This window comes from Formosa sp. S-31, assembly GCF_051172795.1.
Classification (GTDB): domain Bacteria; phylum Bacteroidota; class Bacteroidia; order Flavobacteriales; family Flavobacteriaceae; genus Formosa.
Genome location: NZ_JAENDK010000008.1, coordinates 669,415 through 692,566, shown reverse-complemented (window position 1 = coordinate 692,566; position 23,152 = coordinate 669,415). Strand labels below are relative to the sequence as shown.

Genomic DNA, 23,152 nt, shown 5'->3' with positions numbered 1-23,152 from the left:
TATGACAGACCGTGAACTTTTATTTGTTTTAGCTTTGCAGCACGTGCCAAGAATTGGAGATGTCGGGGCTAAAAAATTAATAGCGCACTGTGGTTCTGCAGAGGCGGTTTTTAAAGAACAAAAACAGCGTCTGGCTAAAATTGATGGTATTGGTGTTCTTCGGCTAAACGAGTTAAAACTGGACGACCACCTTAAAGCAGCAGAGGCAGAACTGGAATTTATAAAAGCCAATAACATTGACTGTTTGTATTTTGAATCTGCCGATTATCCCGATAAACTAAAACATTGTATCGACGGTCCGATTTTATTGTTTCAAACTGGAACGGTGCAATTAAAGCAGCGTAGAATTATCAGTATAGTTGGAACTCGAAAAATTACCAGTAGTGGCATGGCATTTTGCGAAAAACTGGTAGAAGAACTTGAACCTTTTAATCCGGTTATTGTTTCAGGATTTGCCTACGGAACAGATATTACAGGGCATAAGGCCGCTTTAAAATATGGTCTGCAAACTATAGCTTGTCTGGCTCATGGTTTAAATCAGATTTATCCTAAAAACCATAAAAAATACATGGCTGAGGTTGAAAAAAATGGAGGATTTTTAAGTGATTTCTGGAGTACTGCAGTTTTTGACAAAAACAATTTTTTAAAACGCAACCGGATAATTGCTGGTTTAAGCGAAGCGACTATCGTTATCGAATCGGCTGAAAAAGGCGGGAGTTTGGTTACTGCCGATATTGCAAATACTTATAATCGCGATGTTTTTGCGGTGCCTGGACGAACTACCGATGTCATGAGTATTGGTTGTAATAATTTAATAAAACAACAAAAGGCACACTTGTTGTCTACACCATTAGATGTGCCTTATATTTTAAACTGGGACCTTGAAACCAGCGTAAAACCAGTGCAGAAGCAACTGTTCGTTGATTTGGATGAACAGGAACTTTTGATTTTTAACTATTTAAAAAATCAGAATAAAGAGTTGCTCGACGTCATCGCTTTACATTGTAAACTTCCTATTTTTAAAACGGCAGGTTTACTTTTAAATATGGAATTAAAAGGGATTGTACGACCCTTGCCTGGAAAATGTTTCGAGCTGATTTAATTTGCCATATTAATTTTTAAAATCCAAATGTCTTTAAAGTAATCCAGTTTATCTAATTCACGCTGTTTTAAATAGACTTCATTCGGGTCTTCACTCATATGTAAATAGATGTAATCCCAATTATTCTTTGGGTTTTTATAAGATTTAGGGTTATGTCCTTTTTCGGTTAAAAATTGTTTCCATTTTGTAGCATTGGCTTCTACCGAAAATACGTTAGTAACCAGATAATAGCCTTTTGCAAGGTCTGGAATGCTAATAGATTTTAGGTTCGTTATTTTATCCAGTTCTTTTTGTTGAGGAAGGGCATAAGTCTCGGTATCTGCCCTCATAAAATAATCGGTGTTTTTACTTTCTAGTAATACCGGGCTGATTTCGGTTTCAAATGCAACGAAAAACACATAAAATCGGTCGGCCTTGGTCTTGAAGCGGATGGTCATTTTAGAGCTGTTGTTCGATAAGACTGTATTATTTGGATTGGCAATATCAGTTTTCAGCAGGTCGAAGCCCAAGGTGTTTATACTGCCAGGAATCCTATCCTTAAAATATTTGCCTCCAATGGTAATCGTGCTGTTGAAAAAATTAGTTTTATCTCTCAGTTTGTTTGAAAGTGCTGTATACGATTCCGAATCCTGATTCATCACATAACACGCATCGGTTTTAAATTTTTGATCGCCCTCCAAAACACCTAATGAAAGGGAGGTTTTAATTTCACCCTGTTCATCGGTAATAAAGTCTTTGAAAGTAATGTCTACTGCTTCTTTATTGACTTCTATAAATCCGTTATACGTGGTAAAATATGCTGGTTTTACAGTGTCGTCTTCGTAAATGATATAAAGTAACCAGCCCCCGGAGCACCCTCCGGAAACAAAACCCTCTGTAGCTCTTATGTTCGCTAAAGTATAATAACCGTTAGTGGTTTTGTTTTGTTGCAGTAATTCGGTGACATCTGCGTAGCAGACATAGGGTTTGGTGTCGTTAAACTGGCTGTTTAAATAGCTGTCGTAAATCACCGTTCCATCTATTGGAGTGTATTCTGCTTCGGGTAGTTTAAATAAAATTTTATTTACGTCAACTTCGCGATTGTCGTTTCCGCGGTATACAATCTGATCTCCCAGAGTTCTGGTATAGCCTTTGTCGTATTTGTAAATGGCACTCCAGTATAAGGCGGCATACGCAATTTTTTTTGAAGTTTCCGGTAAGGTTAATTTAGCTGAACTGGAACTGAACGTCGATTTATCATCATCGATGTCAATATATTCCATTTTTATTTTGTCGTTGTATATACTTTGATCGTCAAAAGGTTTTGTGGCGTCTTCACTAACAATGTTATTGCCAATTAAAGCGGTGTTACCTTTTAGATAAAATTGTTGATTAACCTTAAAATTAAGTCCTTCCTGACCCAGGCTTTCGAAGGCTGTAAAAATGAATAATACAAATACTAGTACGCGGGAGTTTGGGAGATGCATAGGTTTGTGTTGATTTGTAGATGGATAGCGATTTAAAGAAAAAGTAGACTTAATTAATAGCCTACTTTTTCTCTTACGCGTTGTAAAACATCTTCGGCTACTGCCTTTGCTTTTTCTGCACCAACAGCCAGTACTTTATCTAATTCTTCCAGGTTATTCATGTAGTAGTGGTATTTTTCGCGTTGACTTGCAAAAGTTTCTACTATCAATTCAAATAAGGCCTGTTTTGCGTGACCGTAACCGTAATTGCCGTTTTCGTAATTCGCTTTCATGGTTGCAATCTGGTCTTCAGAAGCCAATAAACTATATAAAGCAAAACAGTTGCAGGTACTCCAGTCTTTTGGAGCTTCAAGCGGTGTGCTATCGGTTTGAATGCCCATAATCTGTTTTCTTAATTTTTTATCCTCTAAAAAGATATTGATAAAGTTGTTACGACTTTTACTCATTTTTTCACCATCTGTTCCAGGAATAATCATCACATTTTCTTCAATTTTTCCTTCTGGTAACACAAATGTTTCTCCCATTTTGGCATGAAAGCGCGAAGCAACATCTCGGGTCATTTCTATATGCTGAAGCTGATCTTTACCAACTGGAATTATATTGGCATCGTAAAGCAAAATGTCTGCAGCCATTAACATGGGGTACGTAAATAATCCGGCATTAACATCTTCCAGACGATCGGCTTTGTCTTTAAAACCATGTGCTAAGGTTAATCGCTGGTAAGGAAAAAAACAGCTTAAATACCATGATAATTCTGTGCATTGTGGTATATCGCTTTGTCTGTAAAATACGGTTTTATCAATATCAAGGCCAAAGGCAAGCCAGGTAGCAGCTACAGAATACGTGTTGTGTTTTAGCATTTCGGCATCTTTAATCTGAGTTAAAGTGTGCATGTTAGCAATAAATAAAAACGAATCGTTTTCCGGGTTGTTAGCCATTTTTATTGCCGGGGTAATAGCGCCTAATATATTTCCTAAGTGAGGTGTTCCTGTACTTTGTATACCTGTAAGTATTCTTGCCATGATTGAAATTTTGATTGGAGAACAAAGGTAATTTATTTAGTAAAATAGCTCAATACAATTATGTATTTTTGGGTCGCATGAATGTTTTTAAATATTTTTTCTGGATTTTTTACCGGGTATGGTTTTACCTTCTGGTTTCCCTTCCTATAATAGTACTTCTTCCCCTATTAATCATTTCAATTTTAAAGGAGTCCTGGTATCCTTTCTTTTTTAGACTGGCAAGATTCTGGGCGCGATTTATTTTAATTGGTATGGGGTTTTATTGGATTATTGAACGCGAACAGAAAACTCAGCTTGAAAGTAGTTATATGTTTATAGCTAATCATACGTCGATGACCGACATTATGCTTATGTTGGTTACGGTTAAAAATCCGTTTGTTTTTGTAGGGAAGAAAGAGCTGGCAAAAATTCCTTTATTTGGGTTTTTCTACAAGCGTACCTGTATTCTTGTAGATCGCGACAGTTTAAAAAGCAGACATGGGGTTTTTGAAAGGGCTCAAAAACGATTGGAATCGGGGCTGAGCATCTGTATTTTTCCTGAAGGCGGTGTGCCCGATCAGGATGTTGTTTTAGACCAGTTTAAAGACGGGGCTTTCAGGTTGGCTATTAATCATCAGATTCCTGTGGTGCCTATTACATTTGCAGACAATAAGAAAAGATATCCTTTTGAAATTTTTAATGGTGGTCCGGGTAAAATGAGGGTTCATGTGCATAAATTTCTTGAAACCCAGGGCATGACACTTCAGGATTGCAAAGAGCTAAAGGAAACTGCTCGCAATCTTATTTTAAACCAGTTAAATAAATTTCATGCAGAAGACTAATTCATTTAAATTAGAACTTATAGCTTAATCCTGTATATATACCGATAAGGTAAGGTTTTAATGTGCCTGAAGTTTCGTTGAAGGCATTTAATTGATATTTAAACGTAGGTTCCAGATTAATGTTGAAATGTCTGGAAAAGTTATAGTCGATCCCTATACCTAAATTGGTGCTAAAACTTACATTGTTAATGTTATTGGCTTCGCCTATGAAGGTTTTTGTGTTGTTGTATTCGGAAAATACCTGATTATCATTGAGTAAAAATGTACTGAATCCTCCAATAAATTGTAATCCGAATTTTTTATTTATCAGACGGTATTCAATTTCTAAAGGCACTTCAAAATAACTTATCTGCTGGTTTATCGAGGCATTTTTTCCTGAGTGTAACACCGATAGCTGGTTGGCGGAATTCATAGTCTTAGCGCTCAGCATAGCCATATTATTTTGCTGCCCTTTGGTATTTACATGTTGTAACTGCGGAGCAGAATTGTAAGCGGTACTGGCATTTTCGTATATAATGACATCGTTGGTATTAAAGCTTAAATTTAAATTATTGATTCCTGATCTTATCTTAAGTTTATTGTTTACAGCATACCCAACACTTACACCATAGCTGGCATTGATTTCTCCGGATTTGGAATTATTTGCAAACTGATTATCTAAATGCGAACCTGTTCCACTTGTGTTATAATATACGGGAGCTATACTTGTAGAAACATTCCATTTGGAAGTTTTGTTTTCTGCTTCGGGGGTGATTTTAGCTTCGGCTATAGCATCTTCTATAGTTAAGGTGTCTTTTGATTTTGATTGTTTCGTTTCAGAAGCTTTTGGTAATTCTTTTTCAGGAACTGTGTGTGTTGTTGCTAATTGGAAACTTTGAGGCGTTTCTTTAGTAGCAGTGTCATTAGATTGTTTTGTTAGTGTCCCAATTGTTGCTTCATTTTTAGTGCTTGTATCACTATTGCTAAAACTTTTAGTTTTGGTGTTTTTGCTTGGTTTTGATGTAGTTGAAGGACGACTTGTGTCTAAAACATCTGTAGCGTTTTTAGTGTTTTCGATTGTTTTTGTGCTCCTGTCTGTTTCAGCGTTAACAACGGCATCTTTAATTTCAGGAGTTTCAATATAGTTGTTGTCTATAACTACTTTAGGAATTGGGTTGTTTTTTGTGTTTGATTTAAAAAACTGATAGCCTAAAGTTAAAGAAAGCACTAATAAAGCGGCAGCACCGGATAATTTCCACCAGATAGGAATACCACGGTCCTGTTTCCTTTTCTTTTGCAATTCAGCTTCAATCGCTTGCCAAACAGCCGGATCTGGTTTTTGGTCAAAGTCTTTTAAGGTTTCCTGAAATAAACGGTCTATGTGTTTTTTATCACTCATTTATAAAGATTGCGATGTATTGTCTGCTTTAAATTGTTTAATCTTTTCCTGTAATATCTGTCTTGCTCGGGCCAGATTAGATTTAGATGTGCCTATAGATACCTTTAACATCTCGGCAATTTCTTTATGGGAATAACCATCTAAAACGTATAGGTTGAAAACCAGTCGGTAGCGATCGGGAAGTGTTTGAATTAGTCCTAATAAAAAATCTAGTGATAGCTCCTCGTGGTCTTCAACTTCTATAACTTGTTCTATAAGGTCTTCGTTTATGATGTCGAAAACTCCTTTTTCACGATAGCGTTGTAATACAGTATTAATTGCAATGCGTTTAAGCCAGCCTTCAAAAGATCCCTTGTTGTTAAACTGTGAAATTTTACTGAATATGGTTAAAAATGCATCCTGCAGATTGTCTTGTGCTTCTGTAGAATTTCTGGAATACTTTAGGCATATTGCGTACAGTTTACTGGAATACAGCGTATATAGCTCGCTTTGTGCTTTTAGGTTGTTCCGTTTGCATTTTTGTATTAGCTGGTCTAAACTCAAACGAATAGAAATTAAACGATAATATTATTCAACTACAGGAATCTGTACAACAAGAAAGGTATCTTCTTCCATCTCGTCTTTTCCTGTCCAGAACTTAAAAGTGTAAGTTTCTAATTCTGTTGGTTTAAAGTTAAAAGAAATATCTACCAGTTCGTTTATTTCCTGACAGGTACTTTCGTCGTAAACAATGTTTATCGGAGCGACAACTCTGGTGTATTGAGGGTCTTCATCTTCTATAACATCGTCGTCTGTGCCTACTACATAATATAAGTCGTATAGGGCGTAGCAAGAGGTTGGGCGAACGTAATTGATGGTAAATTCGTAGGAATTACCAAGTGTCATTTCTTCAGGAGTGTCTACAGATACTGTAGGCATGGTTTCAAGACCATAGCCAACGTAATCATCGTCGTTGTCACAAGCTGTCAATGTAGCGATGCACGCTAAGAATAAAATAAATTTTTTCATGAGTATAACGGTTTTCTTTTTAGATGCAGCTACTTTAAAAAGGTTGCGTTATAAATAAAAAAAATCCCGAATTTTTCGGGATTTTTAAACTATAGCTTTAATTAAGATTCTTTACTTGCTTTAATGGCTTCTTTAATTTTGCTTTCTAATTCGTCCATTAATTCCGGGTTGTCTTTAATAATAACCTTTACGGCATCTCGACCTTGCCCTAGTTTAGTATCTTCGTAACTGAACCAGGAGCCGCTTTTCTTTACAATATCCAGTTCTACCGCGATATCAAGAATTTCTCCAACTTTAGACACACCTTCGCCGTACATAATGTCGAATTCGGCAGTTTTAAATGGCGGAGCTACTTTATTTTTAACCACTTTTACTTTGGTTTTGTTACCAGATACATCACCGTTAGTATCTTTAATTTGTGTAGATCGGCGAATATCCAAACGTACAGAGGCGTAGAATTTTAAAGCGTTACCACCTGTAGTGGTTTCAGGGTTACCAAACATAACTCCAATTTTTTCACGCAACTGGTTAATGAAGAACATAGTACAGTTGGTTTTGCTAATAGATGCTGTAAGCTTACGAAGTGCCTGAGACATTAAACGGGCATGTAATCCCATTTTAGAATCCCCCATTTCACCTTCAATTTCACTTTTTGGTGTTAAAGCCGCTACCGAGTCGATTACAATAATATCTATTGCTCCCGAGCGCACTAAATTATCGGCAATTTCTAAAGCCTGTTCTCCGTGGTCTGGTTGAGAAATGATTAAATTATCGATATCCACACCTAATTTAGCAGCATAAAATCTATCGAAAGCATGTTCTGCGTCTATAAAGGCAGCAATACCTCCGGCTTTTTGAGCTTCTGCAATAGCGTGTAAAGTTAAGGTGGTTTTACCCGAAGATTCAGGACCGTAAATTTCTATAATACGACCTCTTGGATATCCTCCAACTCCTAAGGCTAAATCCAGACCTAAAGATCCACTAGGGATGGATTCTGTGTCTATAACTGCCTGATCGCTCATTTTCATTACAGTACCTTTTCCGTAGGTTTTATCTAATTTGTCTAAAGTAAGTTTTAGCGCTTTTAATTTTGCTTCTTTATCGTTGCTCATGTAATCGTGTTTTAAACTGAAAAATAAGAGCTGCTAAAGTACTACATCTTTCGACATCTAACAATTTTAAAACGCAAGCTTTTTATGTATTATACAGCTTCTGTTAAAGAAGAGTTCATTAATGCAATGAAAATAAATGGAAAGGAGATTGACTCAGTGAGAACATGCTGGTTAAATGCAGGTTATTATGAAATTCCTAAGATGTATTGTCATTCTAAGTAAAGGAGCTCTTCTTGTGGCATTTTGGGTGGTTCTAAATTGTGAGATTGATAGTGGCAAACGCGTTAATTTTACATGTAAATTCTAAAAATGAATAACGACTTAAATGATTGAGTTTGTCTTAGAAAAGCTCAATAGCAGCTCCCTTGTGCTTTTTTTGAGCGGTATGAGACACTTTATTTAAAAAGTGTACCTTTGCAAAAATATTTTTTTAACCTTAAAACATTAGTATAGCATGCAACTGTACAATAAATTAAGCGCTAAAGAAAGGGCAGAATTAATCGATCAGGCAGGGAAAAATCGATTAACGCTTTCTTTTTACCAATACGCGAAAATTCAAAATCCTCAAGAATTTAGAGATGAGTTATTCATTGTTTGGGACAAATTAGACGTCTTAGGACGAATTTATGTGGCTCACGAAGGGATTAACGGACAATTGTCATTGCCAGCCGATCGTTTCAACGAGTTCAAGGCACATTTGGATACCATTGATTTCTTGAAAGACATCCGATTGAATGTTGCTGTGGAACAGGACAATAAATCGTTCTTGAAGCTTAAAGTGAAAGTGCGCGATAAAATTGTTGCCGACGGATTGAACGACGACACCTTCGATGTAACAAACAAAGGAATTCATTTAAAAGCGGAAGATTTCAATCGCTTCATTGAAGACGAAAATACCGTGTTGGTAGATATGCGTAACCATTACGAAAGTGAAATTGGTCATTTTAAAAATGCGGTGACGCCAGATGTAGACACCTTTAGAGAATCGTTGGATATTATTGAAGATGATTTAAAAGATCATAAAGAAGATAAAAACCTTGTAATGTATTGTACGGGTGGTATTCGTTGTGAAAAGGCGAGTGCTTACTTTAAGCATAAAGGGTTTAAAAATGTATTTCAACTTGAAGGAGGTATTATTGAATACACCCGTCAGGTGAAAGAACAAAACTTAGAAAATAAGTTTTTAGGTCAGAATTTCGTGTTCGACGAGCGTCGTGCCGAACGAATTAGTGATGATGTAATTGCGCAATGTCATCAATGTGGAGAGCCGTTCGATGTGCATACCAATTGTGCAAATGATGCGTGTCACTTATTGTTTATCCAATGTCCGAAATGTCAGGAAGAAATGGAAAACTGTTGTTCTACCACCTGTATGGAGATTAACAGGTTGCCATATGAAGAACAAAAAGCATTGCGTAAGGGACAAGGAAACAGTAACGATATCTTTAAAAAAGGTCGTGCCGAGCACTTGCCTTATAAAAAGGATCTAAGAAACATTTTCGAGCATTTTAAACAAGAAAAAGCCTAATTGATTATGCAAAAGATTGAATTAATGGCGCCTGCAGGGAACTTCGAATCGCTGCAAGCAGCCCTAGATAATGGTGCGGATTCTGTTTATTTTGGTGTTGAGCAGCTTAACATGCGTGCCAGAGCCTCTATTAATTTTACTTTAGATGACCTTCCGGAAATTTCCAGAAGATGTCAGGAAAAAGGAGTAAGAACGTATTTGACTTTAAATACCATTATTTACGATCACGATTTATCTATCGTAAAAACCTTGGTGAAATGTGCTAAAGAAGCGAATATTACGGCTGTGATTGCTATGGATCAAGCCGTTATTATGGTAGCTCGTGAGTTAGGGATGGAAGTGCATATTTCCACGCAAATCAACATTACCAATATTGAAACGGTGAAGTTTTATGCCATGTTCGCAGATACTATGGTAATGAGTAGGGAGTTGAGTTTACGTCAAGTAAAGAAGATTGCCGAACAAATTGAGAAGGAACAAATCAAAGGCCCTTCAGGGAAATTGGTGGAGATTGAAATTTTTGGTCACGGAGCACTGTGTATGGCAGTTTCTGGGAAGTGTTATATGAGTTTGCATTCACATAATTCTTCGGCAAACAGAGGCGCTTGCAAGCAAAACTGCAGAAAGAAATATACCGTGGTTGATCAAGAAACAGGCTTTGAAATGGAATTGGACAATGAGTACATCATGTCTCCAAAAGACTTGTGTACCATCGATTTTCTGGAAGAAGTAATCGATGCCGGAATTACCGTGTTGAAAATAGAAGGTCGCGGAAGAGCGCCGGAATATGTAGCCAATGTCATTAAGTGTTACCGCGAGGCTATTGATAGTATTGAAAACGGAACCTATTCCAAAGAGAAAGTAATTGGTTGGATGCAGGAATTGGAAAAAGTTTACAATCGAGGCTTTTGGAGTGGCTACTATTTAGGTCAGAAATTGGGAGAATGGAGCAAAGGTTCAGGGTCTCATGCGACTCAGAAAAAGGTGTATATTGGTAAAGGTGTACATTATTTTCCTAAAGCTAGTATTGGTGAGTTTAAGATTGAAGCTTACGACTTAGCATTGGGAGATACCATTTTAATTACCGGGCCTACAACAGGCGCCAAAGAAATGACGGTGGACACTATGTTGGTAAACGACGAGCAATTGGAGAAAGGAGTAAAGGGGGATTCGGTTACCATTCCAATGCCGTTTAGAGTGCGACCTTCGGATAAACTTTATAAGATTGTAGAAAATAAAGTAGAGGTCTAATGGTTGTTGTAACTCTTCAGAGGAATAAATGTATCGGTTGTAATTATTGTGTAGAATTGGCTCCTGAGCAGTTTCAAATGTCCAAAAAGGATGGAAAATCTGTGCTTCTGCGAAGTCAGGAGAAAAAGGGATTTTTCACTTTGAAATCTCCAGATGAGGCTATTTTGGATCCATGCGATCAGGCGGCAAAAGCTTGTCCTGTTAAAATAATTTCGGTAAAAAGCGTTTAAGTGTAAATGGCATTACTATATTGCAGGGCATGAATATTTACAGATTATTACAGCTTAATAGAAAGATTAAAAGTCATCGGGTAAAGTTTTTCGGACTTTACCTGTTGCATAAATTCAATAAGCGGTATTTGGCAGTAAATCTGGATCCTGTTTTGGCCTGTAATTTACGCTGTAAAATGTGCTATTTTACAGATGCTGATTATGTGAAGACGCTTAAAGGACAATTTAAGCCAGAGGAGTTGAAAGCTGTGGCAGAAGCTATTTTTAGTAGGGCTTTAAAGTTGCAGATTGGTTGTGGAACAGAGCCTACTTTGTATAAAAATTTAGTAGATCTTGTGGCTCTGGGAAAAGCATATAAAGTGCCCTACATTTCCCTGACGACCAATGCTAATGTATTGACTAAAGAAACAATTGAGGAGCTGTTGAAGGCGGGGTTGAATGAATTCACAATTTCGCTACATGGGGTGACAAAGGAAACCTATGAAGGCTTTATGAAAAAGGCCTGTTATGAAAAGTTTCACAATGCTTTTAAGGCTTTTGGAGAATTAAAATCGAAGTATGACTTTAAGGTTCGTATCAATTATACTTTCAATAAGGATAATTTTTATGAGTTACAGGAATTTTTTGAACATTTCGATCCCAAGAGTTTTGATATACTACAAATACGGCCGATTCAAAAAATAGGGAATACCGAGTATAATGATTTTGATATTTCGACTTTAATAGACGATTATCCAAAAGTAGTTAAAGGAATCAGGAATACTTGTAAAGGCAATGCGATTACACTTTTGGCGCCGGAAGAATTAGCTGTGCTGGGGAATGAAAATCAGTCCAGTTTTATTTTCGATTATACATTTTGCTATATATCTCCAAAGAAATTCTGGAAAGAAGGCTTTAATTGGCGAGAAGTGAGTTTCAATGACTTTTCCAGAGAAATTGGCTGGAGTTCAACCTTATTGTCTAATGTTTTTAGGTCTAAAAAAACATTGAAATCGCTCTCTAACAGACTTAATTACGAAATAGAGATTTAAAAAATATAGATTAAAAACCGGGATGTTTTTTGTCTATAGAATAATCTTATCTTTACATCTTAAATAAAATACTAATTGTCTTCTGTAAAGCGTTGTTTTTACAGAATCTATATATACATAACTAATTTATGGCTTGTGCAAGTTGCTCAACAGGAAAAGACGGTCAGCCGAAAGGATGCAAAAATAATGGAACATGTGGAACTGATAGTTGCAACAAATTAACCGTTTTTGACTGGTTGTCTAATATGTCGCTTCCTAACGGCGAAGAACCCTTTAACTGGGTAGAAGTGCGTTTTAAAAACGGACGTAAGGAATATTATAAAAATACCGAGAATTTATCGTTAAGTATAGGAGATATTGTTGCCACTCAGGCGCAAACAGGCCATGATATAGGCATGGTTACACTAACCGGAGAACTGGTTAGGGTACAAATGAAACGCAAAAAGATTTCTCAGGAGGGCGATGTGTTAAAAATATACAGAAAGGCCTCGCAGCGCGATATAGATATCTGGTCGGATGCGCGCGATAAAGAAGAACCGATGAAGGTAAAGGCACGCCAGTTCGCTATTGATTTAAAATTGCAAATGAAGATTTCTGATATCGAATATCAGGGTGATGCCAGTAAAGCAACTTTCTATTACACAGCAGAAGAACGTGTAGATTTTAGAGAACTTATTAAGGTGTTTGCAAGAGAATTCAGAACCCGTATCGAGATGAAACAGGTTGGATTTCGTCAGGAAGCTTCTCGACTTGGAGGTATTGGTTCCTGTGGGCGAGAATTGTGTTGTTCTACCTGGTTAACAGACTTCAGATCGGTAAGTACTTCGGCTGCAAGATATCAGCAATTATCATTAAATCCGCAGAAATTAGCTGGACAATGCGGTAAATTAAAATGTTGTTTAAACTACGAGTTAGATACGTATTTAGATGCTTTAAAAGAATTTCCTAAAACCGAAATTAAACTTAAAACAGAAAAAGGTGTTGCCGTTTGTCAGAAAACAGACATTTTTAAAGGTCATATGTGGTATGCCTACGAAGGGGAATGGATGAACTGGCATAAAATTACCAAAGAACAGGCTAAAGAAATTATCGCGCTTAATAAGCAGAATGAGAGTGTTGCCAGTCTGGAAGAATATGCAGCAGATTTACTGGAAGATAATAAAAACGAATTCGAGAACGTTGTTGGTCAGGATAGTTTAACACGTTTCGATACGCCTAAACGTTCGAAACGCAGAAGTTCGCAACGCAATTCCAAAAGTAATTCTAAACGAAATACGCCATCTAACAGGTCAGATAACAAGCCAAAGGCAAACAAACCAAAGCCAAAGGCAAATACAAATACAAGTGCTGAGTCGCCTGCTACGCAAAAGGACGATAAAACAAATAACAGGCCAAAACGTCAGAATCGAAACAATAGAAACCGTAATAAAAGAAAGCCAAATAACAGACAAAATCAAAACAATAAACCTAATAACGATGCGAAAAAGTAGTCTGATATTCGGAACTTTAGGATTGTTGTTAAGTGTTTTGTCCTGCGACAATAACAGGGTTTACGATGAGTATAAAACGATGCCAGATGCCTGGCATAAAGATTCTGTTGTTAGCTTTAAAATTACACCTCCAGATACCACAAATGCCTATAATTTATTTGTGAATCTTAGGAATACGGCTAAGTATAAATACAGTAATCTGTTTTTAATTGTAGAAATGGATTTTCCTCATGGAAAAACCATGACAGATACCTTGGAGTATAGAATGGCTAAGCCTAATGGTGAGTTTTTAGGCGAGGGATTTAACGATTTAAAAGAGAATAAACTGTGGTATAAAGAAGGAGTTGTTTTTGATGAAAGTGGAGAGTATACAGTAAAAATACAGCAAGCCATGCGCGAAAACGGTAAAGTAAACGGCGTAATTAATCTGGAGGGAATTACCGATGTAGGCTTTAGAATTGAAAAACCATCAAGTATTAAAAATTAATATGGCAAAAAAGAAAGCACAAGTTAAAACGCAAAACTATTCTGTTTACCTCCGCTGGTTCTGGGGATTGTTTCTGTTTGGTATTCTTGCTGTAGTGTTACTGTTCTTTTCAGCATCACTTTTTGGTGATTTACCAGATCACACCATTTTAGAAAATCCGAAAACAAATTTAGCCACCGAAATTATCTCGTCTGATGGGAAAACTCTGGGTAAGTTTTATTTTAACGATAACCGAACACCGGTAGATTACGAAGATTTACCACAACATCTGGTAGATGCTTTAATTGCTACCGAAGATGCGCGTTTTCATCAGCATTCCGGAATAGATGGTCGTGGTACGTTGCGTGCTATAGTTAAATTGGGTTCCGGAGGAGGAGCCAGTACCATTTCTCAGCAGCTGGCCAAGCAGTTATTTCATGGTGAAGGATCTAAAAATATTGCGGAACGTATGTTCCAAAAGTTAAAGGAATGGATAATTGCTATTCGTTTGGAACGTCAGTATACTAAAGAAGAAATTATAACACAGTATTTTAATATTTACGATTTCGGTAATAATGCCGATGGTATAAAAAGTGCTGCCAGTATTTATTTTGGAAAACTTCCTAAAGATCTTGATTTAAAAGAATCGGCGATGTTAGTCGGGATGTTTAAAAACTCATCGCTGTATAATCCGAGACGTAATGCCGAAGGGGTGAAAAACAGACGAAATGTTGTTTTAGCTCAGATGCAGAAATACGGCTATATTACCGAGCGTGTTAAAGATTCAGTACAGAAGCAGGACTTAAGTTTAAACTATTCGCCAGAGTCGCACCGCGAAGGTATTGCAACGTACTTTAGAGAATATCTTAAAAAATTCATGAAAGACTGGATTGAGAAGAATCCGAAGGCAGATGGTACAAAATACAAATTGTATAGCGACGGATTAAAGGTATATACTACTATAGATTCCAGAATGCAGCAATATGCCGAAGATGCTGTACAGCAGCATATGCCGAAGTTACAGGCCGAATTCGATCATCAAAACACACCGGATCGTAACCCTACAGCACCATTTTTAGGTCTAGAGCAATCAGAAATAGATGCTTTAATGAAACGTTCTATGAGACAATCTGAGCGTTGGAGAAAAATGAAATACGATTTAAAGAAGTCTAACGAAGAAATTATAGCTTCTTTTAATGTGCCAACACCAATGACTATTTTTTCCTGGAAAGGCGAGATAGATACTATTATGAAACCAATGGACTCCATGAGATATTATAAGTCGTTCCTACACCCTGGAATGATGTCTATGGATCCCGAAACAGGGCATGTAAAGGCCTGGGTTGGTGGTATGAATTACAGACATTTTCAATACGATCACGTAAAGCAAGGGAAGCGTCAGGTAGGATCTACGTTTAAGCCTTTTGTGTATGCTACAGCTATAGATCAGTTACATTTATCACCATGCGACGAATTACCGGATACGCCATATTGTATTGATAAAGGGAAATGGGGTAATATGGAAGACTGGTGTCCTGGAAATTCAAACAATCAATATGGAGGTACCAGAACACTTAAAAATGGTCTGGCAAACTCTGTAAATACTATAACAGCGCGTTTAATGGATAAGGTAGGACCTGCACATGTTATCGATTTGGCACATAAATTAGGGATTACCACAGAAATTCCTGAAGTACCATCTATAGGACTGGGTACAGTCGATTTAAGTGTGTTCGAGATGGTTGGGGCCTATGCGACATTCGCAAATCAGGGAGTATATACTAAACCGGTTATGGTTACAAGTATAGAAGATAAAAATAATACCATTCTGTATCAGTTTACACCAGAAACTAAAGATGTTTTGAGTGAAGAAGTGGCTTATGTTACAGTAAAGCTTTTAGAAGGGGTAACCGAAGGTGGTTCAGGAACACGCTTAAGAACCAAGGGTTATGAAAAGTGGCGCCATGAATACAACGAGATTATTACTGGATATCCTTATGAGTTCGATAATCCAATTGGAGGAAAAACTGGAACCACACAAAACCAGAGTGATGGTTGGTTTATGGGAATGGTGCCTAATCTGGTAACAGGAGTTTGGGTAGGAGCAGAAGACCGTGCGGCACATTTTAAAACCATTACTTACGGACAAGGCGCCTCTATGGCATTACCAATCTGGGGGGTATATATGAAGAGTTGTTATGCCGATGAAACTTTAAATATTTCAAAAGAAGAATTTAAAGCACCAGAAGAATTAACCATTCGAGTAGATTGTTCTGAGGAAGCTGCACAGGAATTAATTGATGATGAAACACCAGCACAAGATGTTCCTGATGATTTAGATTTTTAAAATCTAAAATTATTATAAATTCAAAAAAACCATTCTACAACTAAAAAAACTGTTGTAGAATGGTTTTTTTATTTTGTATTTTTAAAAACTAACTAATAATTTAAATAACCATGATTACAAAAACAGTGCAATCTGTTAAAGAGGCTTTGCAGGGTGTTTCCAATAACATGACGTTTATGTTAGGCGGTTTTGGCCTTTGTGGCATTCCTGAAAATGCTATTGCAGCTTTGGTTGAACTTAAGGTAAACGGTTTAACCTGTATTTCTAATAATGCTGGGGTAGACGATTTTGGCTTGGGGCTATTGCTGCAGAACAAACAAATAAAAAAAATGGTGTCCTCGTATGTTGGAGAGAACGATGAGTTTGAGCGACAAATGTTAAGTGGAGAGCTGGAGGTTGAGCTTATTCCTCAAGGCACCTTAGCCGAACGATGTCGTGCAGCTCAGGCTGGATTTCCAGCCATCTATACGCCTGCAGGTTATGGTACTGAAGTTGCAGAAGGCAAAGAAACACGAGCATTCGATGGTAAAATGTATGTGCTGGAGCATGCCTTTAAGGCTGATTTTGCTTTTGTAAAAGCATGGAAGGGCGATACCGCAGGGAATTTAATTTTTAAGGGTACTGCCAGGAATTTTAATCCGGTAATGTGTGGCGCAGCTAAAATTACTGTAGCTGAGGTTGAAGAGTTAGTTCCGGTTGGTGAGCTTGACCCGAATCAGATTCATATACCGGGAATATTTGTGCAGCGAATTTTTCAAGGAAAAAATTATGAAAAGCGTATTGAACAACTAACTATAAGACAACGATAAGATGGCATTAGATAAAACAGGAATTGCAAAGCGTATTGCAAAAGAAGTTAAAGACGGGTATTATGTTAATCTTGGAATTGGTATTCCAACTTTAGTTGCTAATTACGTTAGAGAAGATATTCAGGTAGAATTTCAGAGTGAAAATGGCGTTTTGGGAATGGGGCCATTTCCTTTTGAAGGCGAAGAAGACGCCGATATTATAAATGCAGGAAAGCAAACCATAACCACATTACCGGGAGCGAGTTTTTTCGATTCAGCGATGAGCTTTTCTATGATTCGCGGTAAACATGTCGATCTGACCATTTTGGGGGCTATGGAAGTGGCTGAAAATGGTGATATAGCAAACTGGAAAATACCCGGTAAAATGGTGAAAGGTATGGGTGGAGCCATGGATTTGGTAGCTAGTGCCGAAAATATTATTGTAGCCATGATGCATACCAATAAAGCTGGGGAATCAAAATTACTTAAGCGTTGCTCTTTACCTTTAACAGGGGTTGGCTGTGTAAAAAAAGTGGTTACCAATTTAGCCGTTTTAGAAGTTACTGATGACGGATTTAAATTATTGGAACGCGCACCGGGAATTTCGGTAGAAGAAATTATGGCAGCTACAGCTGGTAAATTAGTTATAGAAGGTGAAATTCCTGAAATGCTAGTTTAAAATATTGATTTTAAAAGGTTTAAATCGGTGAATTGTTAAAATTTAATGTATTTCATCGATTTTTTTATGCTTTTTAACGATTGAGTTTTATTTTTTTGCATATTTATAATCCCCAAGAAAACCAATTTTAATAACCCAAATCTACCAACAACTTAACCATTATGAGTTTTACCTCAAATCTACCTGACGAACCTAGCTATACTGAAAGTAAATTGCAGGAAACTTTTGATAATACAATTGACTTTATAAGAAGTTTTATATATCTGGTAAAAAAGGTGTTTATGCTATAGCCCTTTAGGAATTGCTTCTATAAGCTTCTTAGTATAGTTTTGATGCGGATTGTTGTATACAATGTCCGCATCATTTGTTTCTACTATTTCCCCTTTATTCATTACCACTAATTGATCCGACATATATTTTACAACGGCGAGATCATGAGAAATAAATATATAGGTAAATCCGAAATTTTCTTTTAGTTCGTTTAAAAGATTTAGTACTTGTGCCTGCACCGAAATATCCAGTGCCGAAACCGATTCATCGCAGACAATTAATTTGGGCTGTAAGGCGATAGTTCTGGCAATACCAATACGTTGACGTTGTCCGCCGGAAAATTCATGAGGATAGCGATTAAAATAGGATTCAGAAAGTCCTACACGATTTAGAATTTCAATAACTTTTGCTTTTCTGGCCTCATAATTGTCGTAAAGCTTATGAACCGTCATAGGCTCCAAAATGGCTTGTCCCACGGTTAATCTCGGGTTAAGCGACGCATAGGGGTCCTGAAATATAATCTGAATGTCTTTTCGAAGCCCGCGTAAGGCTTTTTTAGAGAGCTGGGTAATATCATCTCCTTTGTACAAAATGGTTCCGGCTGTGGCTTTATCCAGTTGTAGAATGGCATTTCCCAAAGTTGATTTTCCGCAACCGGATTCACCTACGAGCCCTAAGGTTTCGCCTTCGTAAATTTTAAAACTGACGTTGTTTACTGCCTTAAACGTTTTGGTTTTGCCAAGGAATCCTGATTTTGAAATATATTCTTTTTCCAGATTTATAACTTCCAGTAAAGGAGGCTGGCTATATAATAGCACATGCCTTTTCTTTCTGTCTTCAGTTGTAATGACACTGTTTTTGTAAGTGTTATTTAAAAAATCCTGAATTGTAGGCAGGGTTTTTAGTCGCACATCTAAAGCAGGGCGAGAGTTAATCAAAGCTTTGGTGTAATTGTGTTTCGGGAAGTTAAAAATGTCTGAGACCAGACCTTGTTCAACAATATCGCCTTTGTACATTACGATTACACGATGCGCAATTTCAGAAATTAAAGCTAGATCGTGAGTAATAAAAATAATACTCATTTTAGTTTTAGCCTGAAGCTCTTTTAATAGCTCTATTATGTCTTTTTGAACGGTGACATCGAGAGCAGTCGTGGGTTCATCTGCTATTAAAATATCGGGTTCGCAGGCTATGGCCATAGCAATCATGACGCGCTGTTTTTGTCCACCGGAAATTTCATGAGGGTACGATTTATACACGCGTTCCGGTTGCGGTAGTTTTACCTGTTCAAATAGATTTATGACTTTTTGTTTGACTGCTTTCTTAGATAATGTAGTATGCTGAAAAAGAATTTCCTCAACCTGTTTTCCACAGCGCATAGAAGGGTTTAGAGAACTCATAGGTTCCTGAAAAATCATGGCGATTTTAGGGCCTCGTATGCTTTGAAAGGCTTTTGGTGTTAATTGAGTTAAATCCTCACCCTTGTAATGAATGCTTCCAGTAATAGAGGTTGATTTTTTTGGTAAAAGCCCTAAGACAGCCAACGAGGACACTGACTTACCGGAGCCTGATTCGCCAACAATTCCTAAAATTTCATTCGGGTTAACATGATACGAAATAGCATGAATAACTTCGTTACCGTTAAAGGCAATACTTAGGTTTTTTAATTCCAATAATGGTTTTCCAGTTGTCATCTAAATATGAATGATTTCGTCTGCGCTTAAAATGTCATCACCACGTAGTCTTAACAGTATCTGAGCTACAGCTATGGTGTCTTTTTCGCAATAGGTTATTATGCGGTCAATTTCATTTTCCTCGTAATACACTCTACGTACTTCACTGCCGTCTATATCGTCTTTAGGGGAAGGAATGCCCAGAATATTAGTGAGTAGTTTTAAAGAAGTATAGTTTTTATAGTCTCCGAATTTCCATAATTCCAAAGTATCCAGATGTGGCACTTCCCAAGGTTTTTTACCAAATAAATTGAGTTTGGATGGCAAGGAAATGTTGTGAATAATCATACGACGTGCTATGTATGGAAAGTCGAATTCTTTACCATTATGGGCGCACAGTAATTGTCTGGGATGATTATAGTGGGTTTCTAAAAGATTTTTAAAGTCTTTTAAGATGCTTGGTTCGTCACCGTAAAACGATGTGGCTCTAAATTGACGCGTATTGCCTTTAAACGTAAAATAGCCAACAGAAATACACACAATTTTTCCAAATTCGGCCCAGATTCCGGCGCGTTCATAAAAGTCTTCCGCTGAAAGATCGGCTCTTTGGTATTTAGATTTTAAATCCCATAATTCTTTTTTCGTATCGCTTAACTCAGAAAAGTGCTGGGTTTCTGGCACGGTTTCTATGTCTAGAAATAAAATGTCTTCAAGGTTTAATTTACGAATCATGGTTTAACATATTATAGGCTTCCTGAATGTATACATCAATATCTGGAGTAAAGGTGGCTACCACGCGCTCGGGACCTTTAGAATGACCTAGTCTTACTATTATAATATTGTCTTGAGGCTCTACAATAACATATTGGCCTAAATGTCCTCGCATCATAAAAAAGTGTTTGTCTCCTATGGTTTTTAACCACCAGCCGTAACCGTATTCCGGGCTTTCAGGAAAGCGTGGTGTAATTGATTTTTGTATAAAGGCAGAATCTAAAAGTTGTTTGCCATTCCATTTGCCGTAGTCTTTATACAGTTTTCCAAAGCGCGCAAAATCGCGAGCATTACTGGCTATACAGCAATAGGCTTTTTCCAGACCGTATTCCTCGCTGTCTACCTGCCATAGCGCTTCCGTTTCACAGCCCATGGGTTTCCAGAATTTTTCACTTAAATATCCGGCCATGGTTTGTCCGGTAGCCTTGGTTAATACCATGCCAAGAAGCTGGGTGTTTCCGCTAAGATATTTGTATTGCTTTCCGGGAGGTTCTATGCCTTCTAAATCCAGAATTACGGGAGTTATATTTTCATCGAAATATGCCCGTGTGGTAACAGAAAAAGGGGAGTAGTAGGCTTCATCCCAATTTAGACCTGAAGCCATAGACGATAAGTCGCCAACGGTTAAGTTAGCTGTATAGCCTTTTTTGAATTGGGGATAAAAATCAGATACATTCTGGTCCAGACTTTTTATTTTTCCTTCCATGATGGCTTTTCCAAGCATAGCCGAAATTAAACTTTTAGCCATGGAAAAGGAATTGGTTTTAGAATCGTCTTGAAACCCGTCGTAATATTTTTCGAACCAGATACTGTCGTTTTTTATAATGAGATAAGCAATGGTGCCATTGGTAGTGTTAGTGTGTTCTAAACTATCTGTAATAGCAGTTTTATTATAATCTTTATGAATGTTCCACGGTTGAGGTGTGCTGTTTTCTATGACCCGATTATCGAATTCTTTATAATCTTCTAAAAATGCGGTTTTATGACCGTTACCATAGGTGATTCTTGCCGCGGTTAAAATGTAATCATAATCGAAAATATACAGGAGGATGACTATAATGCCAAAGATTAGAAGTATCCCCTTAAAAAATTTAAATACGAAATTCATAAATCAGATTTAGAGTTACTAAATATAGTAATTTAAAATAACGATTGCTGTTTTGCGGGATTTTCATGGTTTAGCAGCCACTGTTTACGGTGCAAGCCACCAGCATAGCCTGTTAGACTGCCGTCGGTACCGATTACACGGTGACACGGAATTACTATCCATAGTGGATTTTTACCATTGGCACTGGCTACCGCCCGAATGGCTTTTACATCACCAAGTTGTTTGGAAAGTTCTAAATACGATACCGTTTTACCGTAAGGAATGGTTTGCAAGGCCTGCCATACCTGTTTTTGAAATGTGGTGCCTTCGGGGTTCAATTTTAAATCAAATGATTGTCGTTTTCCTGAAAAATAGTCCTGAAGTTGTAAGGCGCAGGATTTTAAGGTTTCCGGAATATCTTTGGAAACCTCTTCTTTTGTGTTTAGTACGGTTATAGCAGTTATCCCATCAGCATTACCAGAGATTCTTGTAAAGCCTATTGGAGAGGAAATAATGCAGGTTTCCATTATTTTATTTCGGAATCTTCATTAATGATACCAAGGCGTTTTGCTCTGGCTTCCCAGCTTTTTCTGGCTAAGGCCTGCAGATTGGCTATATGGTCGCTTTCGTCCATAATTTCCAGACCTAAAAGCGTTTCTATAACATCTTCCATAGTAACGATTCCACTTACCGATCCGTATTCGTCCACCACTAAGGCCATGTGGTTTTTACTTTCCACCAGTTGCTCAAAAAGTGTCGGGATAGGGAGATTTCGGCTAACAATTATTATATTACGTTTTAGGTCTTCTAAAGTTTTTTTGCCATTACCTAAGGCCATTTCTTTAAAAACTTCATCTTTTAAAACCAGCCCGGTAATATTGTCGTGAGTGTCTGTAAATACAGGAATTCTAGAAAATCGGATATTGGAGTTCTGCTTAAAAAAGTCTTGAACACTCATGGTCTCATCAGCTGTTTTAATGACAGTGCGCGGCGTCATAATATCTTTGGCCAGGATATCTTTAAAGGTGAGAAGGTTTTTCAATATTTTACTTTCCGATTCCTTGAAGACACCTTCCTGTTGCGCCATATCGGCCATGGCATGAAAATCTTCCCGGCTTAATACACTGCCGTGACCTTTACCACCTATAAGTTTCGTAGCACGTTGCAGTAACCAAAGTAATCCGGTATATTTTAAAGGAAATATAATTATGGTTAGCGCTTTCGATGTAAAATTGGCCAGACTTTGCCAGTATTTGGCGCCTATAGTTTTGGGAATAATTTCGGAAACGACCAGAATTAAAAGCGTCATGATTGCCGATACAATGCCAACCGTATTTATTCCAAAGAACTCTATTTTATAGGGAAGTTTCTCAGCTTGAATACCAACCATCATGGCGCCTAAAGTATGCGCTATGGTGTTTAAGGTTAAAATGGCAATAAGAGGTTTGTCTACATCTTGTTTTAAATTTTCTAAAGTTGTAGCGTATTCTTTGCCTTCATTTTTTTTAACCGTTATAAAAGTTGGGGTGACACTCAAAAACACCGCTTCTAATACTGAACATAAAAATGAAAAAAATATCGAAATTGTTGCCCAAAAAATAAGTGCCCCCATAATTTTAAGAATTGATTATC

22 protein-coding genes are annotated in these 23,152 nt (G+C 37.3%); 11 read left to right on the top strand and 11 right to left on the bottom strand.

Going from position 1 to position 23,152, the window contains the following annotated elements; genetic code table 11:
* Position 1: 1 nt before the first annotated feature.
* Positions 2–1,102, top strand: coding sequence for a DNA-processing protein DprA (dprA, locus tag I3217_RS12650; RefSeq protein ID WP_435050126.1), 1,101 nt, complete (start codon positions 2–4; stop codon positions 1,100–1,102).
* Here the strand turns inward: dprA and I3217_RS12645 are convergent.
* Together I3217_RS12645 and trpS are read right to left on the bottom strand one after the other, a co-directional pair.
* The gene (locus I3217_RS12645; RefSeq protein ID WP_435050125.1) at positions 1,099–2,568 is read right to left on the bottom strand and encodes a hypothetical protein; all 1,470 of its coding nucleotides are present in this window, start codon (positions 2,566–2,568) and stop codon (positions 1,099–1,101) included. The genes dprA and I3217_RS12645 overlap by 4 nt on opposite strands.
* Positions 2,569–2,621: 53 nt before the next feature.
* The gene (gene trpS / locus I3217_RS12640; RefSeq protein ID WP_435050124.1) at positions 2,622–3,590 is read right to left on the bottom strand and encodes a tryptophan--tRNA ligase; all 969 of its coding nucleotides are present in this window, start codon (positions 3,588–3,590) and stop codon (positions 2,622–2,624) included.
* Between the two features lie 77 nt (positions 3,591–3,667).
* On the opposite strand from trpS, the gene I3217_RS12635 reads away from it, so the two are divergent.
* Positions 3,668–4,411: a lysophospholipid acyltransferase family protein gene (locus I3217_RS12635; protein WP_435050123.1), complete on the top strand. Its 744-nt coding sequence runs from the start codon at positions 3,668–3,670 to the stop codon at positions 4,409–4,411.
* A gap of 10 nt (positions 4,412–4,421) precedes the next feature.
* On the opposite strand, the gene I3217_RS12630 is transcribed toward I3217_RS12635, so the two are convergent.
* The 4 genes from I3217_RS12630 to recA all read right to left on the bottom strand — a co-directional run bounded on the left by I3217_RS12630 (position 4,422) and on the right by recA (position 7,909).
* Positions 4,422–5,789, bottom strand: coding sequence for an outer membrane beta-barrel protein (locus tag I3217_RS12630; RefSeq protein WP_435050122.1), 1,368 nt, complete (start codon positions 5,787–5,789; stop codon positions 4,422–4,424).
* Positions 5,790–6,332 carry an RNA polymerase sigma factor gene (locus I3217_RS12625; RefSeq protein ID WP_435050121.1) on the bottom strand — a complete coding sequence of 181 codons (543 nt, stop codon included), beginning with the start codon at positions 6,330–6,332 and terminating at the stop codon, positions 5,790–5,792.
* Between the two features lie 24 nt (positions 6,333–6,356).
* The gene (locus I3217_RS12620; RefSeq protein ID WP_435050120.1) at positions 6,357–6,797 is read right to left on the bottom strand and encodes a hypothetical protein; all 441 of its coding nucleotides are present in this window, start codon (positions 6,795–6,797) and stop codon (positions 6,357–6,359) included.
* 101 nt (positions 6,798–6,898) lie between these two features.
* Positions 6,899–7,909 carry a recombinase RecA gene (gene recA, locus I3217_RS12615; RefSeq protein ID WP_435050119.1) on the bottom strand — a complete coding sequence of 337 codons (1,011 nt, stop codon included), beginning with the start codon at positions 7,907–7,909 and terminating at the stop codon, positions 6,899–6,901.
* A gap of 454 nt (positions 7,910–8,363) precedes the next feature.
* Between recA and I3217_RS12610 the strand changes: the two genes are divergently transcribed.
* The 9 genes from I3217_RS12610 to I3217_RS12570 all read left to right on the top strand — a co-directional run bounded on the left by I3217_RS12610 (position 8,364) and on the right by I3217_RS12570 (position 17,719).
* Positions 8,364–9,437, top strand: a complete 1,074-nt coding sequence (locus tag I3217_RS12610; RefSeq protein ID WP_435050118.1) for a rhodanese-related sulfurtransferase — start codon at positions 8,364–8,366, stop codon at positions 9,435–9,437.
* Between the two features lie 6 nt (positions 9,438–9,443).
* Positions 9,444–10,688 carry a peptidase U32 family protein gene (locus I3217_RS12605; protein WP_435050117.1) on the top strand — a complete coding sequence of 415 codons (1,245 nt, stop codon included), beginning with the start codon at positions 9,444–9,446 and terminating at the stop codon, positions 10,686–10,688.
* Positions 10,688–10,918 (top strand): ferredoxin, encoded by a 231-nt coding sequence (locus I3217_RS12600; RefSeq protein ID WP_307900795.1) that lies wholly within the window; start codon positions 10,688–10,690, stop codon positions 10,916–10,918. The genes I3217_RS12605 and I3217_RS12600 overlap by 1 nt, the downstream gene beginning before the upstream one ends.
* Positions 10,919–10,947: 29 nt before the next feature.
* Positions 10,948–11,949: a radical SAM protein gene (locus I3217_RS12595; protein WP_435050116.1), complete on the top strand. Its 1,002-nt coding sequence runs from the start codon at positions 10,948–10,950 to the stop codon at positions 11,947–11,949.
* 128 nt (positions 11,950–12,077) lie between these two features.
* Positions 12,078–13,439: a PSP1 domain-containing protein gene (locus I3217_RS12590; protein ID WP_435050115.1), complete on the top strand. Its 1,362-nt coding sequence runs from the start codon at positions 12,078–12,080 to the stop codon at positions 13,437–13,439.
* Positions 13,426–13,926: a gliding motility lipoprotein GldH gene (locus I3217_RS12585; protein WP_435050114.1), complete on the top strand. Its 501-nt coding sequence runs from the start codon at positions 13,426–13,428 to the stop codon at positions 13,924–13,926. Before I3217_RS12590 ends, I3217_RS12585 begins: the two co-directional genes overlap by 14 nt.
* 1 nt (position 13,927) lies before the next feature.
* Positions 13,928–16,252: a penicillin-binding protein 1A gene (locus tag I3217_RS12580; protein ID WP_435050113.1), complete on the top strand. Its 2,325-nt coding sequence runs from the start codon at positions 13,928–13,930 to the stop codon at positions 16,250–16,252.
* 110 nt (positions 16,253–16,362) lie between these two features.
* Entirely contained in the window at positions 16,363–17,061 is a 699-nt protein-coding gene (locus tag I3217_RS12575) for a CoA transferase subunit A (protein WP_435050112.1), read from the top strand.
* A gap of 1 nt (position 17,062) precedes the next feature.
* Complete coding sequence (locus I3217_RS12570) at positions 17,063–17,719, top strand: CoA transferase subunit B (RefSeq protein WP_435050111.1); 657 nt, start codon at positions 17,063–17,065, stop codon at positions 17,717–17,719.
* Positions 17,720–18,003: 284 nt separating this feature from the next.
* Here I3217_RS12570 and I3217_RS12565 read toward each other — a convergent pair whose 3' ends face one another.
* From I3217_RS12565 to I3217_RS12545, 5 genes are read right to left on the bottom strand one after another with little or no spacing between them, the layout of a single operon-like run.
* The gene (locus I3217_RS12565) at positions 18,004–19,683 is read right to left on the bottom strand and encodes an ABC transporter ATP-binding protein (RefSeq protein ID WP_435050110.1); all 1,680 of its coding nucleotides are present in this window, start codon (positions 19,681–19,683) and stop codon (positions 18,004–18,006) included.
* On the bottom strand, positions 19,684–20,394 hold the full coding sequence (locus tag I3217_RS12560) for a 3'-5' exonuclease (protein WP_435050109.1): 711 nt from the start codon (positions 20,392–20,394) through the stop codon (positions 19,684–19,686).
* Entirely contained in the window at positions 20,384–21,541 is a 1,158-nt protein-coding gene (locus tag I3217_RS12555) for a serine hydrolase domain-containing protein (protein WP_435050108.1), read from the bottom strand. The genes I3217_RS12560 and I3217_RS12555 overlap by 11 nt, the downstream gene beginning before the upstream one ends.
* Before the next feature lie 32 nt (positions 21,542–21,573).
* Positions 21,574–22,047, bottom strand: a complete 474-nt coding sequence (locus I3217_RS12550) for a methylated-DNA--[protein]-cysteine S-methyltransferase (RefSeq protein WP_435050107.1) — start codon at positions 22,045–22,047, stop codon at positions 21,574–21,576.
* Positions 22,047–23,132 carry a CNNM domain-containing protein gene (locus tag I3217_RS12545; RefSeq protein ID WP_435050106.1) on the bottom strand — a complete coding sequence of 362 codons (1,086 nt, stop codon included), beginning with the start codon at positions 23,130–23,132 and terminating at the stop codon, positions 22,047–22,049. Before I3217_RS12545 ends, I3217_RS12550 begins: the two co-directional genes overlap by 1 nt.
* Positions 23,133–23,152 lie beyond the last annotated feature (20 nt).

Coding starts and splice junctions, on each gene's coding strand:
- dprA (WP_435050126.1), top strand. CDS start 2: ATGACAGACCGTGAACTTTTATTTGTTTTAGCTTTGCAGCACGTGCCA.
- I3217_RS12645 (WP_435050125.1), bottom strand. CDS start 2,568: ATGCATCTCCCAAACTCCCGCGTACTAGTATTTGTATTATTCATTTTT.
- trpS (WP_435050124.1), bottom strand. CDS start 3,590: ATGGCAAGAATACTTACAGGTATACAAAGTACAGGAACACCTCACTTA.
- I3217_RS12635 (WP_435050123.1), top strand. CDS start 3,668: ATGAATGTTTTTAAATATTTTTTCTGGATTTTTTACCGGGTATGGTTT.
- I3217_RS12630 (WP_435050122.1), bottom strand. CDS start 5,789: ATGAGTGATAAAAAACACATAGACCGTTTATTTCAGGAAACCTTAAAA.
- I3217_RS12620 (WP_435050120.1), bottom strand. CDS start 6,797: ATGAAAAAATTTATTTTATTCTTAGCGTGCATCGCTACATTGACAGCT.
- recA (WP_435050119.1), bottom strand. CDS start 7,909: ATGAGCAACGATAAAGAAGCAAAATTAAAAGCGCTAAAACTTACTTTA.
- I3217_RS12610 (WP_435050118.1), top strand. CDS start 8,364: ATGCAACTGTACAATAAATTAAGCGCTAAAGAAAGGGCAGAATTAATC.
- I3217_RS12605 (WP_435050117.1), top strand. CDS start 9,444: ATGCAAAAGATTGAATTAATGGCGCCTGCAGGGAACTTCGAATCGCTG.
- I3217_RS12600 (WP_307900795.1), top strand. CDS start 10,688: ATGGTTGTTGTAACTCTTCAGAGGAATAAATGTATCGGTTGTAATTAT.
- I3217_RS12595 (WP_435050116.1), top strand. CDS start 10,948: ATGAATATTTACAGATTATTACAGCTTAATAGAAAGATTAAAAGTCAT.
- I3217_RS12590 (WP_435050115.1), top strand. CDS start 12,078: ATGGCTTGTGCAAGTTGCTCAACAGGAAAAGACGGTCAGCCGAAAGGA.
- I3217_RS12585 (WP_435050114.1), top strand. CDS start 13,426: ATGCGAAAAAGTAGTCTGATATTCGGAACTTTAGGATTGTTGTTAAGT.
- I3217_RS12580 (WP_435050113.1), top strand. CDS start 13,928: ATGGCAAAAAAGAAAGCACAAGTTAAAACGCAAAACTATTCTGTTTAC.
- I3217_RS12575 (WP_435050112.1), top strand. CDS start 16,363: ATGATTACAAAAACAGTGCAATCTGTTAAAGAGGCTTTGCAGGGTGTT.
- I3217_RS12570 (WP_435050111.1), top strand. CDS start 17,063: ATGGCATTAGATAAAACAGGAATTGCAAAGCGTATTGCAAAAGAAGTT.
- I3217_RS12565 (WP_435050110.1), bottom strand. CDS start 19,683: ATGACAACTGGAAAACCATTATTGGAATTAAAAAACCTAAGTATTGCC.
- I3217_RS12560 (WP_435050109.1), bottom strand. CDS start 20,394: ATGATTCGTAAATTAAACCTTGAAGACATTTTATTTCTAGACATAGAA.
- I3217_RS12555 (WP_435050108.1), bottom strand. CDS start 21,541: ATGAATTTCGTATTTAAATTTTTTAAGGGGATACTTCTAATCTTTGGC.
- I3217_RS12550 (WP_435050107.1), bottom strand. CDS start 22,047: ATGGAAACCTGCATTATTTCCTCTCCAATAGGCTTTACAAGAATCTCT.
- I3217_RS12545 (WP_435050106.1), bottom strand. CDS start 23,132: ATGGGGGCACTTATTTTTTGGGCAACAATTTCGATATTTTTTTCATTT.